We start from the raw sequence: 14,545 nt of genomic DNA on the forward strand, positions 1-14,545 counted from the left end.
ATGTTTATATTATACTATTATTAATAGCTAATAGAATTAAAAACAGAATAGTGGAAAAAACGAGATAATAGAAATAAGTTAAAAGGGTTAAAAAAATTACTTTCCACTTTTTATAACTATTAAAAAACTGAACAAAAACCCAAATAGGGTATACAAAAACAAAAGCTATATATACAATTTCTGAAAAGTTATTATGCCCAGAAATATATTTAAAAGGAATAAAAAGTGTATAGATAATTGCCTGTTGTCCTGTAATAAAAGAGTTTAAAACGAGATGTTCAAAGTAATTAAAATTAACTTTTTTAAATGAAATATAAGAAGCAAAAGAAAAGATTGGCAGCAAAAGAAGCATTGTGTAAGCATAATTGTTAACAAACCAACTCAAGAAACGAATCTCTTTATCTTTCCTTGTATTAGATTCTTTATAAGCTTTATTCCAACCTGTGAAAACATCTCCAATAAAAGTTGTTTCATCGAAATAATTCGCTAAGACTGCATAAATAGTAGATAATAATAAAACAAAAGCAATAGGTTTAAAATAGTTCTTTCGTTTCCCTTGTAAAAAATCTCTAATACTTTTTCCTGGAGCAATAAATAATTGTTTTATGGTAAAAAGTAAACCATATTCTATTTGTAAAAAAGTACTATTTATTTGATTTATAAAGTATCTGAAATTAATGGTGTCTACTTTAGTACTTTGACCACAAATGGAACAGAAATTACCGTCAACAGTTGCATTACAGTTTTTACAATTCATAATACATTTTAAATAAAAATCAAAAATAAAGAAAACAATAAAGCATAAAAAAACCGACACTTTCGCATCGGTTCTTTAGAAATATTATATTGATATAATTACCAGATTTTAACTCGTTTTTCTGGACTTAGATATAATTTATCTCCTTCTTTAATATCAAATGCTTCATAAAAAGCATCTACATTTTGTAAAGGAACATAAGCTCTAAACATTCCAGGAGCATGTGGATCTGTTTTAATTAAATTCTTTAAGGCATCTGGACGTGCTTTAGTTCTCCAAATAGTACCCCAAGATAAGAAGAAACGTTGCTCAGGAGTATATCCATCAATTTCTTCTGGGCGACCATTTTTGTCTAAGAAGATTTTTAATCCTTCATAAGCAGCATTTACACCACCTAAATCTCCAATATTTTCACCTAAAGTAAATGTTCCATTTACGTGTACACTGTCAATAGCAACTAAAGCATCATATTGATCGATTAAAGCTTTTCCTTCAGCAGCAAACTTTTCAGAATCTTCTGCAGTCCACCAGTTATTTAAGTTTCCGTCACCGTCAAAACGAGCACCAGAATCATCAAAACTATGTGAAATTTCGTGTCCAATTACAGCTCCAATTCCTCCATAATTTACAGCTTCATCAGCTTGATAGTTATAGAAAGGAGGTTGTAATATAGCAGCAGGGAATACGATTTCATTGTTTACTGGATTAAAGTAAGCATTTACTGTTTGAGGAGACATTCCCCACTCAGATCTATCAACAGGCTTTCCTAATTTAGCCATGTTTTCGTCGTAGTTCCATTTAGCAACATTGATTGCATTTTCAAAGTAGCTACCACCTTCTTTTACGCCTTTTACTTGTAAAGCAGCATAATCTTTCCATTTGTCTGGATATGCAATCTTAACAGTTAATTTGTGTAATTTATCTAAAGCTTTTTGCTTTGTAGAATCACTCATCCAAGTAAGTCCATTAATACGCTTTTCGAAACCTAACATTACATTGTCAATCATTTCCTTCGCTTTTTGCTTCGCTTCTGGCGGGAATTTCTTTTCAACATATAGTTTACCAATTGCTTCACCAATAGAACCATTAACAGAAGCTAGCGCTCTTTCATTACGAGGTCTTTGTTTTTTTGCTCCTCTTAAATCCTTGCTATAAAACTCCCAGTTTGCTTTCTCTAAATCGGTAGATAATAAGCCAGCAGCTCCGTTAATAGCATTCCAACGTAATAATGTTTTAATATCGTCAACAGAACGGTCTTTAAAGATTTGACTCATTGCCTTAAAGTAATTAGGGTCTGTAACAATTACTTTGTCAATCTTTTCTGTTCCCTCAACTCCTTTATCAGCAATTTCTACTCCAATTCCTTTAAAATGTGCATTCCAATCAATTTCTGGAGCTAATACTTGTAACTCTTCAACAGTCATTGGGTTGTACATTTTACGCGCATCACGTCTGTCTTCTTTTGTCATCATTGGAGCAGCTAAACTCTTTTCAAAAGAAACAACTGTTGCAGCATTCTTAGCAGCAGTAGCCTCATCATCACCAAATTTTGTAAACATTTTGGCAACAAAGTTTTCGTACTTCTTTAACTTCTCTTTAGTATCAGCATCTTCATCAACATAGTAATCACGAGATAATCCTAATCCAGCTGAACCTAAATACCCAGCATTCATATTACTATTCTTTAAATCGTTAAAAACACCAAAACCATAAAAAGCGCCTCCTCCATAAGGAGCCATTTTAGTAATGTAATCTTCTACATCTTTTTTAGTTTTGATTTCGTCGATTTTTGCTAAATAAGGTACCAAAGGTTGAATACCTTGTTCGTTACGAGCAACAGTATCCATAATACTTTCATAGTAATTTACGGCTTTTTGTTGATCGCTATCTATTTCATTTCCTTTTCCGTCTTTTATTTTTGGAAAGCTACCTTCCTCAATAGCTTCATTTAAAATGACTAACACATCTGCATCTGTCTTTTTACGAAGTTCATCAAAACTTCCCCAGCGAGTTCTGTCTTCAGGAATTTCTGTTTCTTTTTGCCATGTACCATTTACATAGTTGTAAAAGTCATTAGATGGCTTCACAGAAGTATCCATGTTTTCTAAGACAATACCTGGCGTCTTCTGGGCTGTCTCAGGTTTTTTGTCTGTTTTACAAGCAACCATACCTAAAGAGGCAATTGCAGTAATACAAACAGCTTGTTTAAGTGTGTTCATTACAAAATCTGATTAAGGTTTAATTTTTGTTCTGCTAGGATTTGGTAAATCTTCAAATCCCATGTTAAATAATGTAAACCCGAATATATCGGCATATTGTTCTATAGTCTTAGCTACTGGAGTACCAGCACCATGACCAGCATTGGTCTCTATTCTAATTAAAACAGGATTTGGTCCTGTTTGCTTTTCTTGTAATTCAGCAGCAAACTTAAAACTATGTGCAGGAACCACACGATCGTCATGATCTCCTGTAGTAACAAGTGTTGCTGGGTATTGTACTCCTGACTTTACGTTGTGTACTGGAGAATATCCTTTTAAATATTCAAACATTTCCTGATTGTCTTCAGCTGTACCGTAATCATAAGCCCAACCAGCCCCAGCAGTAAATGTATGATAACGTAACATATCTAAAACACCTACAGCAGGTAACGCTACCTTCATTAAGTCTGGACGTTGTGTCATAGTAGCTCCAACTAAAAGACCTCCATTAGAACCTCCTCTAATAGCTAAGTAATCTGAAGAAGTATATTTGTTTTCAATTAAGAATTCTGCGGCAGCAATAAAGTCATCAAATACATTTTGTTTTTGCATTTTAGTTCCTGCATCATGCCATTTCTTTCCATATTCTCCACCACCACGTAAATTAGGAACAGCATAAATACCTCCTTGTTCCATCCAAACAGCGTTGGCAATACTAAAGCTAGGTGTTAAACTAATGTTGAATCCACCATATCCATATAATATTGTTGGGTTTTTACCATTTAATTCAGTTCCTTTTTTATAGGTAATAATCATAGGAACTTTAGTTCCGTCTTTAGAATCATAAAATACCTGTTTACTTTCAAAATGATCTGATTTAAAAGAAATGCTAGGTTTCCAGTATAACTCATAAGTTCCGTCTGCTGGATTAAATTTATACGAAGATCCAGGTGTATTGTAGTTTGTAAATGAAAAGTATAATTCTTTTGCATCTTTCTTTCCTCCAAAACCACCTACAGAACCAACACCAGGAAGTTTAATTTCTCTTACTAATTTTCCGTCATAATCGTATTGTAAAACTTTAGAAACAGCATCTACCATATATTCAGCAAAAATAAATCCAGCTCCTGTAGAGGGATTTAATACATTTTCTGTTTCTGCAATAACGTCTTTCCAATTCTCAGGAGTTGGGTTAGAAAAATCTGTTGTTACAACTTTTTTATTAGGAGCATTTAAGTTTGTTACCAAGTATAATTTGCTCCCATTGTTATTGGCAACATAAGTATCGCTATTAAAATTATCCAGTATAGTAACAAAGTTGCTGTCTGGAGTTGTTAAATCCTTTATAAATAACTTGTTTCCAGAAGTAGAAGTAGAGGCAGAAACAACAAGGTAGTTGTCATCTTCGGTTACATAACCACCTACATATCTATGTTTTTCTTCAGGTGTAGCTCCAAAAATTACTTTGTCTGTGTTTTGAGGTGTACCTAATTTATGGTAATATAATTTGTGTTGATCTGTTTTAGCAGAAAGTTCACTTCCTTTAGGTTTATCGTAACTAGAGTAATAGAAACCTTCGTTACCTTTCCATGAAATTCCAGAGAACTTAACATCTACTAAGGTGTCTTCTTTAATTTCTTTAGAACCAGCATCCATTATAATAATCTTACGCCAGTCGCTACCACCTTCAGAAATTGCATAAGCAACAGTTTTTCCATCTTTTGAAAAACTTACAGAACTCATAGAAGTGGTTCCATCTTTAGAAAAAGTATTTGGATCTAAGAAAACCTCTTCTTTTCCATCTTCTTTTTTTCTATATAAAACATAGTGATTTTGTAATCCGTTGTTTTTGTAAAAATAAGTGTAGTCTGCTTCTTTAAAAGGGACACCTACTTTTTCATAATTCCATAATTCAGACAGTCTATTTTTAAGTTGTTCGCGATATGGGATTTTGCTTAAATAATCAAAAGTCACTTTATTTTCAGCTTTTACCCAGTCTTCAGTCTCTTTACTTCTGTCGTCCTCTAACCATCTGTAATTATCGGCTACTTTGGTACCAAAATACTCGTCTGTTACAGGCTGTTTAGTTGTCTTAGGATATGTCACTTTAATAGTGTTTTTAGGGGTTTCTTGTTTACAAGCAGTAATTGTTAATACTGCTAATAAAGGTATAATTAATCGTTTCATGTGTAGTCGATTGGTTAATATTCTCAAAATTAGATTAAAAAACGCTGGAAAAGTTACACTTTAAGAGCTTTTTAACATAATTAAAATAAGTTTTGTAATGTTAAGGTGTAATATCGTCTAATTTCATATAAACATATTTTACTATAAACATGACAGAGTTATTAACTAAAACCGATTTTCTAGAAAAGGTATTTGACTACGAAAATAATAAAGAATGGAAGTTTCAAGGGGAGTTGCCTGCAATTATTGATTTTTATGCAGATTGGTGTGGACCATGTAAGGCATTAGCACCAGTTTTAGAACAATTAAGCGAAGAATATAAAGATAAAATAAAAATTTATAAAGTAGATACAGAAGCAGAACAGGAGCTTTCCGCAATTTTTGGAATAAGAAGTATTCCATCAATGTTATTTTGTCCTATAGGAGAAGATCCTCAAATGGCAAATGGAGCGTTGCCTAAGCAACAAATAGAAAAGATTATTGGAGATGTGCTTAAAATTGAAAAATAAACAATTTAAGATAGTGTTTTTTATTAATAAAATGTAAATTTTCGGTTAAAAAAGACAATTTATAAAAGAATAATATACCAAACACACACAAAAACAATCCATTTATACAAAATATAATTGAGCTACTTGTTATTGTATATATATTTGTCGTGTACTTTTATGTATTCAACATTTACACAATCATAAATCGTAATATTGGGGATTATTCGAATTATGGAATCAAAAACGACGTTTCTCAGACGTCGTTTTTTCTTTTTTATAACCAAATTTTTTACAGTTTTTTATTTTGTTTTTATGAAAAGCAACAAGCCCAGTAAAATTCACTACGGAGCTAATTTTTGTTGTTTTAATTTATTGATAAACAGTTGTTTGTTTATTATTTGGTTTTTCTGTTAAAAAAATGAATTTTTAAAATTTTTGTTAAAAACTTCAAGGAGTTTGTGGATAAGTAAAGCTTTATTTTAGAGCGAAAATTTCCAATCTTTGTACTTCTCCCCCATGATAAATAGAATTAAGATAATAAGATTATTAAATGGCTGGTATAGAACCTATTTTACAAGACAACAAGGATAGATTTGTTATTTTCCCGATTCAACACGACGACTTATGGGAGTGGTATAAGAAACAACAAGCGTGTTTTTGGACTGCGGAAGAAATCGATTTACACCAAGATTTAGACGATTGGAATAATAAATTAACAGATGACGAGCGCTATTTTATAAAACATATTTTAGCATTTTTTGCTGCTTCAGATGGAATAGTAAATGAGAATTTAGCGGAGAATTTTGTAAATGAGGTACAATATAGTGAGGCGAAATTCTTTTATGGATTTCAAATAATGATGGAAAATATTCATTCAGAAACTTATTCATTATTAATTGATACTTATATAAAGAAAGATGAAGAAAAGAACAAGCTATTTAAAGCTATAGAAGTTTTTCCAGCAATTAAGAAAAAAGCTGATTGGGCTTTAAAATGGATAGAGTCTGATTCATTTGCAGAAAGATTAATTGCTTTTGCAGCAGTAGAAGGAATCTTTTTCTCAGGATCATTTTGTTCTATTTTCTGGTTAAAGAAAAGAGGATTATTACCAGGACTAACATTTTCTAATGAGTTAATCTCTAGAGATGAAGGAATGCACTGTGATTTTGCAGTTCATTTACACAATAATCATCTTAAAAATAAAGTTTCTAAAGAAAGAATAAAAGAAATTATCATATCTGCGTTAAATATAGAGCGCGAATTTATTACAGAGTCATTGCCTGTTAGTTTAATAGGAATGAATGCAAAATTAATGACTCAATATTTAGAGTTTGTAACAGACAGACTCTTGCTAGAATTTGGTTGTGAGAAAGAATATAATGCAACCAATCCTTTTGATTTTATGGAAATGATCTCTTTAGAAGGAAAAACAAATTTCTTCGAAAAAAGAGTTTCAGAATATCAAAAGGCTGGTGTAAAATCAGGGGGTACAGGTTCTATCAGTTTTGATGCTGATTTTTAGGAACCTAATCGATATAAATATAATTAATTACAAAAGAAACAAGTTTTAAGAGGAATTGTAAAATCCCTCTATAGAACTGTTGTGGGATGCCGAAAGGTAAAAAATGTCTGGGGAGACAATAGTCATGATAAGTTGGATGCTTATTTCAATGGCTAAATCAATAAGAAAACATATTAAAATAATTGAAATCTTAAGAGGTATTATTACCTCTTAGGGCTAACCTATATAAAACCAAAATTCATATGTATGTAGTAAAAAGAGATGGCAGAAAAGAACCTGTGATGTTTGACAAAATCACAGAAAGAGTTAAAAAGATGTGTTACGGATTAAATGGTATTGTTGATCCGGTAAAAGTAGCGATGCGCGTTATAGAAGGGTTGTATGATGGAGTAACAACTTCTGAATTAGATAATTTAGCTGCAGAAGTTGCGGCAACAATGACTACAGCACATCCAGATTATGCAAAATTAGCAGCAAGAATAGCCGTTTCTAATTTACATAAGAATACAAAAAAGTCTTTCACAGAAACAATGACAGATTTGTATAATTATGTAAACCCACGTACAGGTAAAAAAGCTCCGTTGTTATCAGATGATGTATATGAAATCATCATGAAAAACTCTGAGAAGTTAGACTCTACAATTATTTATAGTAGAGATTTTAATTATGATTATTTTGGTTTTAAAACTCTTGAGCGTTCATACTTATTAAAATTAAATGGACAAATTGCTGAACGTCCACAGCAAATGCTAATGCGTGTTTCTATTGGTATTCATAAAACAGATATCGATGAAGCAATTGCTACATATGAATTAATGAGTAAAAAGTATTTTACACACGCTACACCTACATTATTCAATTCTGGTACACCAAAACCACAAATGTCTTCTTGCTTTTTATTACAAATGCAAGACGATAGTATAGATGGTATTTACGATACATTAAAACAAACAGCAAAAATATCTCAATCTGCCGGAGGTATTGGGTTATCTATTCATAATATTAGAGCTACAGGATCTTATATTCGTGGTACAAACGGAACGTCTAATGGTATTGTGCCAATGTTGCGTGTATTTAACGATACAGCTCGCTATGTAGATCAAGGAGGAGGAAAGCGTAAAGGATCTTTCGCTATCTATTTAGAGCCTTGGCATGCAGATATTTTTGACTTTTTAGATTTGAAAAAGAATCATGGTAAAGAGGAAATGCGTGCAAGAGATTTATTCTATGCAATGTGGATTTCGGATTTATTTATGAAACGTGTACAAGAAGATGGGGAATGGACATTAATGTGTCCGAATGAATGTCCACATTTATTTGATACTTATGGAGAAGAGTTTGAGCGTTTATATACAGGTTATGAACAAGCTGGTAAAGGAAGAAAGACAATTAAAGCACGTGATTTATGGGAGAAAATCTTAGAGTCACAAATTGAAACGGGTACTCCTTACATGTTATATAAAGACGCGGCAAACCGTAAGTCTAATCAAAAGAATCTAGGAACAATAAGATCGTCTAATTTATGTACAGAGATTTTAGAATATACAGCGGATGATGAAGTTGCTGTATGTAACTTAGCTTCTATTGCGATTCCAATGTTTGTAGGGGAAGATGAAAACGGAAATAAGTTCTTCGATCATGATAAATTATTTGAAGTAACGAAGAAAGTAATCAGAAACTTAGATACAGTAATTGATGAGAATTATTATCCTGTAATAGAAGCAGAGAATTCTAATACACGTCACCGTCCGGTAGGATTAGGAATTCAAGGATTAGCAGATGCATTCATTATGCTTCGTTTACCATTTACTAGCGAAGAAGCAAAGAAGTTAAATCAGGAAATTTTTGAAACACTTTACTTTGCTGCTGTTACTTCATCTAAAGAGATGGCAAAGGCTAAAGGGGCTTATTCTACATTTAAAGGATCTCCAATGTCTGAAGGAGAATTCCAATACAATATGTGGGGAATTAAAGATGAAGATTTAAGTGGAAGATGGGATTGGAAACCTTTACGAGAAGAAGTAATGGAACATGGGGTTAGAAACTCGTTATTATTAGCACCTATGCCAACAGCTTCTACTTCTCAAATATTAGGAAATAACGAAGCTTTTGAGCCATATACATCTAATATTTATACTCGTAGAGTATTATCAGGAGAGTTTATTGTTGTTAATAAGCACTTATTAGAGGATTTAGTAGAGCTTGGTTTATGGAATAACGATATGAAAGAAGAGATTATGCGTGCAAACGGATCTATTCAACATATAGATGTAATTCCACAAGATTTAAAAGATTTATACAGAACAGTTTGGGAAATGAGTATGAAAGATATTATCGATATGTCTCGTCATAGAGGATATTTTATCGATCAATCTCAATCGTTAAACTTATTTATGAAAGATCCAGATTTTGGAAAGTTAACATCAATGCATTTCTACGCTTGGAAGAGTGGATTAAAAACAGGAATGTATTACTTACGTACAAAATCTGCAGTTAATGCAATTCAATTTACGCTATCTAAAGAAGAGAAAAAGAAAGAAGAAGATGCACCAATGAGCCCAGAAGAGTTTAAGGCAATGGTAGACGCTTCTAAAAATGCCGGACCAGACGATTGTTTAATGTGCGGTTCTTAAATAGAGTTAAATTAAAAGGAGGAAAGGGAAGTCATAAGGCTTCTCTTTTTTTATTCCTTTGAAAAAAGCAAATTAATTAATACTTCTGTTGTAAGAAATTCGAATTAAACAAAATGATTACCTAAATAAATAGCGCATTACCAGAATAAATATTCCAACAACACTTGCAAAAGAAGAAGTAATTAAAGAAATAAGTACAGTTCCTTCCAAATTAAAATTAATAACTTCTGAAAAACCAGCAGCTGTAACGATAAAAAGGATGAATGCAGTAAAAATACTTAAAAAGATAAACGTTCTATACGCATACTTTTTTCGTTCTTCTCTATCTTGAATTCTATCGGAAATTTCTTGCCTGTTAAGACTGATGTTAAAATCAATATCTTTAGTGATTTGAGTGCTCATTTTAGAATTGGACTCTTGTAACAGGTCATCTAACTTTGGTTTAGGCACTTCTTAAATGATTATCAAGGTTAACAACAAATTGATCGTAATATCTTTTGATAAGTTCATTATCAATAATATTACTTTCACTATCTTCATATGTTAAACTCCATGGAGTACCTGCTCTATGCGTTAAATCTACTAAATCTCTAGGAGACATATCTTTGTATAAACGCCATGTAAGTAGTACAATTTTCTTATCCTCTTCATCTGTTAATTTAGGTTCAGATAAGTTTTCCCACTCGCTATCTAAAGTAACTACAGATTTGGTTGTGATAGGTTCAGATTTAAAGTGCTTAAATTCGTGGTAAATACTAGGAACTACAGGACCATATTTCCATGCTTCAATCTTGTCATTTTCAAAAATAGGACGATCTAATAAAGCCAAAGAAAGTCCTTGAGCAATATACATTAATTTAACTAACTTCATATTAGTTATTCCAACATGTTGTTGCTCCGAAAGTCCTATAAATTCATTAGCTACCGCGCCAGTGGTTCCCATACCTATGCTTAGTTCAGTGAGTTTATCCAAAGTAATAACAATTTTTTAATTTCTAATTCTTAATCCTTACAAATTTACAATTTTTATTCTATAAATCAAATAGTTAAAGTATGTGGTTCTTTGTTTTGTAAATAGCTTATAACCAGTAATAATACTTTTATATCTTAAATGTAAACCAGAACGAAAAAGATTAAATAACTTTGTTGGAAATTGATGCAATCCTAAACATCAAAAACAGCATATATGAACTGGGAACAATTACTTTCTTTAAAGAGACACGGAGATACACAAAAACGAACAAGAGCTTCTCAAGATGAAACTCGTTTAGGTTTTGAGGTAGATTTTGACAGAATAATCTTTTCTTCAGCATTTAGAAGCTTGCAAGATAAAACACAGGTAATTCCGCTTTCTAAAACAGATTTTGTACATACAAGATTAACACACAGTTTAGAAGTTTCTGTAGTAGGAAGAACTTTAGGAAGGAGAGTAGGGCAGGCCTTATTAAATCGTTATCCAGAACTCAAAGAAAAGGGCTATACATTTAACGATTTTGGAACCATAGTTGCAGCAGCATCTTTAATGCACGATATAGGAAACCCACCTTTTGGACACTCAGGAGAGAAAGCAATTGGAGAGTACTTCAAAACAGGAAGAGGATTGCAGTATAAAGATGCATTAACAACAAAGGAATATCAAGATTTAATAGATTTTGAAGGAAATGCAAATGGTTTTAAAATTGTAACAGAAAATAGAGCAGGAAACCCTGGAGGTTTACGTTTATCGTATGCAACTTTAGGAGCTTTTATGAAATACCCTAAAGAAAGCTTGCCTAAAAAACCAACAACTCATATATCCGATAAAAAATATGGTTTTTTCCAGTCTGAAAAGGAAGCATTTTTAGATGTCGCTAATGAGTTAGGGTTACTTAAAAAAGATACTGATGGACTTTCATTTTATCGCCATCCTTTAGCGTATTTAGTAGAAGCTGCAGATGATATTTGTTACACAATTATTGATTTTGAAGATGGAATTAATCTTGGTTTAATAGATGAAGAGTATGCGTTAGAATACATGATTAAGTTAGTAAAGGATACGATTGATATTAAAAAATATCATTCTTTACAATACAAAAAAGATCGTATTAGTTATTTAAGAGCTTTGGCAATTGGAGTGTTGATTAATGAAGCAGTAGCTATTTTCCTTGAAAATGAAGCAGCTATATTAGATGGAAGTTTTAATAATGCACTTTTAGATAAATGTCAATATGAAGCGCAAATGAACGATATTATTAAAATAAGTGTCGATAAAATTTACATGAGTAATGAAGTAGTTGAAAAAGAAGTTGCTGGCTATAAAATTATAGCCGACTTATTAGATATTTTTGTGACGGCCTTAAATAATAAGTTTACTAACAAAGCGTCTAATTACGATAAATTAGTACTTAAATTAATTCCAGAACAATACAAGCAAGATAAAGACAGTTTGTATGATAGAATCATGCAAATAAGCAGTTATATTGCTAGTTTATCTGATGGATATGCCATCCGATTACATAAAAAAATTATAGGAAACGTTATGTAGCTTTTTGAGCTACTTTTTCTAACTCATCATACCAGTTTTGACCAAATTTTCTTACAAGTGCTTCTTTTACAAATTTGTAAACAGGCACTTGTAATTCTTTTCCTAAAGAACAAGCATCGTCACAAATTTCCCATTTATGATAATTAACGGCTGCAAACTCAGAATAATCTTTAACTCTAATAGGATATAAATGGCAAGAGATTGGTTTTTTCCAATCGATGAGCTGTTTATTATATGCTTCTTCAATTCCACAAAGTGCAGTACCTTTTTCATCAAAAATTACATATGCACATTCTTCCCCTTCAATAAGTGGTGTTTCTAATTCACCAAAATCGCTAGTAATAGAAGTTCCTTGCTGTTCTATAGCGCGAATACCTTCTTTGCGTAAAAAAGGTTTTACTTTATCATACACCTCTTCTAAAATAGCTACTTCATTCTCTTCAAGCGGAGCACCGGCACTACCTTCAATACAACAAGCTCCTTTACATGTAGAAAGATTGCATACAAACTCCTTCTGTATAATATCTTCTGAAACGATCGTTTTTCCTAACTGAAACATAGTGCAAAAATAAAGTTATTTTTACTACATTTAATCCAATTAAATGTACTTTTGAACTTTTTATTAACCTAAATTTAGATAAGAAATGGATTTTAGTCTTAATCAAATTTTTACAGTGTTTATGGTATTATTTGCTGTAATTGATATTGTAGGAAACATTCCTATTATTATTGATTTACGTAAAAAAGTTGGACACATCCAGTCTGAAAAAGCTGCTATAATTGCAGGAGTGATTATGATTGCGTTTTTATTTGTTGGACAACGGTTACTTGGTTTAATAGGTATAGATGTAAATTCTTTTGCAGTTGCAGGTTCTTTTATCTTATTTTTTATTGCTTTAGAAATGATTTTAGGAATTACCTTGTATAAGGAAGAAGAAGGCGAAACATTAACGGCAACAGTTTTTCCATTAGCATTTCCTTTAATTGCAGGACCAGGTAGTTTAACAACATTACTATCGCTTAGAGCAGAATTTAGTTTAATAAACATTATTATAGCTGTATTGTTAAATGTTTTGGTAATTTATGTGGTTCTGAAAACATCAGCAAGAATTGAGCGAATGATTGGTAAAAATGGAATTGCCATTATTAGAAAAGTTTTTGGTGTAATCCTACTAGCAATTGCTGTAAGGTTATTTGCAGATAATATTAAAATCTTATTAGCTTAATATGCTATACGATGTTCTTATTGTTGGAGGTGGTGTTGCTGGAATGCAGTGCGCTTTCTTATTAGGATCTGCTAAGGATAAACCTTATGCAAAAGATAAAAATATAGGAATCATTATGCATCAAAGAGCATCTCATTTACAAAATGCTTTATTTAATAATGTATTAGGGTTACCTGAAGGAAAATTAGGAAAAGATATTTTAGTAGAAGGTAGAGAGCAATTAACAACGACTTATCCACATATTTCTCAAATATCAAATGAAAAAGTAGAGGCTGTATTGGATGCAGAAGAAGGTTATAAAATAGTTACTAATAAAAATGAATATCGTACAAAAATGGTAGTAATTGCATTGAACTATGCGAAGCCATTTGATATTATAGGATTAGAGCAATATGTAGAAAGACATAGTAGAGCAAATCCTATGAAAGATAGAATTCAGTTACGAAATTTTAATCACCTTATTAAAGATGGCTTATATGTCTGTGGAACTATAGCCGGTTGGAGAAGTCAGTTTGCAATAGCAGCTGGAAGTGGAGCAAGCGTTGCAACAGATATTTTAACGCTTTGGAATGATAATATCTCTACAAAAGTACATGATAAAATAAAAGCTGAGTAAAAACTCAGCTTATAGGATTGACAACACCGTTTACTTCCCCCGAATACTAATGGCTACCCCAACCCCGTAATAAAAGTATTACATGTTTCTTTTTAGAAATAATAAAAATCCTTTAAGTGTCGTATTTTAAGGTATAAGGTATCGTATTGGTAGTATAAGCGTAAAGCATAGTATAATAAAAAATGCCTTCTAATATTAGAAGGCATTTTTTATATGTAATTGTTAGGTTTCACAACGTTGCAACCTTTCTAAAACTGATTTAACACCTGTAATTAGAAACTTTTGCTTTACTGGTTTTCTGTAAAATATTTCGGGTTCTAGCTTATACCATTTTTCAAGTGCTTCAAATGGTGTTCTTACTCCTAACTCTTTTCTTAAACTTCCATGTGAA

General features: G+C 31.7%; 12 protein-coding genes. 6 read left to right on the forward strand and 6 right to left on the reverse strand.

Annotated features, from left to right (window positions below):
- Positions 1-4: 4 nt before the first annotated feature.
- The 3 genes from ACKTTC_RS11920 to ACKTTC_RS11930 form a co-directional block, all read right to left on the reverse strand.
- Positions 5-757: a DUF3667 domain-containing protein gene (locus ACKTTC_RS11920; protein ID WP_408040060.1), complete on the reverse strand. Its 753-nt coding sequence runs from the start codon at positions 755-757 to the stop codon at positions 5-7.
- 98 nt (positions 758-855) lie between these two features.
- A complete protein-coding gene (locus tag ACKTTC_RS11925; RefSeq protein WP_408040061.1) occupies positions 856-2,976 on the reverse strand; it encodes a M13 family metallopeptidase in 2,121 nt (706 codons plus the stop codon).
- Between the two features lie 12 nt (positions 2,977-2,988).
- Positions 2,989-5,142 (reverse strand): prolyl oligopeptidase family serine peptidase, encoded by a 2,154-nt coding sequence (locus ACKTTC_RS11930; RefSeq protein ID WP_408040062.1) that lies wholly within the window; start codon positions 5,140-5,142, stop codon positions 2,989-2,991.
- A 149-nt stretch (positions 5,143-5,291) separates the two neighbouring features.
- Here ACKTTC_RS11930 and trxA point away from each other — a divergent pair, with 149 nt between their 5' ends.
- The 3 genes from trxA to ACKTTC_RS11945 all read left to right on the forward strand — a co-directional run bounded on the left by trxA (position 5,292) and on the right by ACKTTC_RS11945 (position 9,788).
- Positions 5,292-5,651 carry a thioredoxin gene (trxA, locus tag ACKTTC_RS11935; RefSeq protein WP_408040063.1) on the forward strand — a complete coding sequence of 120 codons (360 nt, stop codon included), beginning with the start codon at positions 5,292-5,294 and terminating at the stop codon, positions 5,649-5,651.
- Between the two features lie 532 nt (positions 5,652-6,183).
- Positions 6,184-7,155, forward strand: coding sequence for a ribonucleotide-diphosphate reductase subunit beta (locus tag ACKTTC_RS11940; RefSeq protein WP_408040064.1), 972 nt, complete (start codon positions 6,184-6,186; stop codon positions 7,153-7,155).
- Positions 7,156-7,397: 242 nt separating this feature from the next.
- Entirely contained in the window at positions 7,398-9,788 is a 2,391-nt protein-coding gene (locus ACKTTC_RS11945; RefSeq protein ID WP_408040065.1) for a ribonucleoside-diphosphate reductase subunit alpha, read from the forward strand.
- Positions 9,789-9,905: 117 nt separating this feature from the next.
- On the opposite strand, the gene ACKTTC_RS11950 is transcribed toward ACKTTC_RS11945, so the two are convergent.
- Complete coding sequence (locus ACKTTC_RS11950; protein WP_408040066.1) at positions 9,906-10,190, reverse strand: hypothetical protein; 285 nt, start codon at positions 10,188-10,190, stop codon at positions 9,906-9,908.
- Positions 10,191-10,230: 40 nt separating this feature from the next.
- Positions 10,231-10,761 (reverse strand): Panacea domain-containing protein, encoded by a 531-nt coding sequence (locus ACKTTC_RS11955; protein WP_408040067.1) that lies wholly within the window; start codon positions 10,759-10,761, stop codon positions 10,231-10,233.
- Between the two features lie 213 nt (positions 10,762-10,974).
- Between ACKTTC_RS11955 and ACKTTC_RS11960 the strand changes: the two genes are divergently transcribed.
- The gene (locus ACKTTC_RS11960; RefSeq protein ID WP_408040068.1) at positions 10,975-12,312 is read left to right on the forward strand and encodes a deoxyguanosinetriphosphate triphosphohydrolase; all 1,338 of its coding nucleotides are present in this window, start codon (positions 10,975-10,977) and stop codon (positions 12,310-12,312) included.
- On the opposite strand, the gene ACKTTC_RS11965 is transcribed toward ACKTTC_RS11960, so the two are convergent.
- Entirely contained in the window at positions 12,305-12,871 is a 567-nt protein-coding gene (locus ACKTTC_RS11965) for a DUF3109 family protein (protein ID WP_408040069.1), read from the reverse strand. The two genes, ACKTTC_RS11960 and ACKTTC_RS11965, sit on opposite strands and share 8 nt — an antisense overlap.
- An 85-nt stretch (positions 12,872-12,956) precedes the next feature.
- Here ACKTTC_RS11965 and ACKTTC_RS11970 point away from each other — a divergent pair, with 85 nt between their 5' ends.
- Together ACKTTC_RS11970 and ACKTTC_RS11975 are read left to right on the forward strand one after the other, a co-directional pair.
- A complete protein-coding gene (locus ACKTTC_RS11970; RefSeq protein WP_408040070.1) occupies positions 12,957-13,538 on the forward strand; it encodes a MarC family protein in 582 nt (193 codons plus the stop codon).
- Between the two features lies 1 nt (position 13,539).
- Entirely contained in the window at positions 13,540-14,154 is a 615-nt protein-coding gene (locus ACKTTC_RS11975; RefSeq protein ID WP_408040071.1) for an NAD(P)/FAD-dependent oxidoreductase, read from the forward strand.
- Positions 14,155-14,545: the final 391 nt, after the last annotated feature.

This window comes from Tenacibaculum amylolyticum (assembly GCF_964511145.1).
Taxonomy (GTDB): Bacteria; Bacteroidota; Bacteroidia; order Flavobacteriales; family Flavobacteriaceae; genus Polaribacter; species Polaribacter amylolyticum.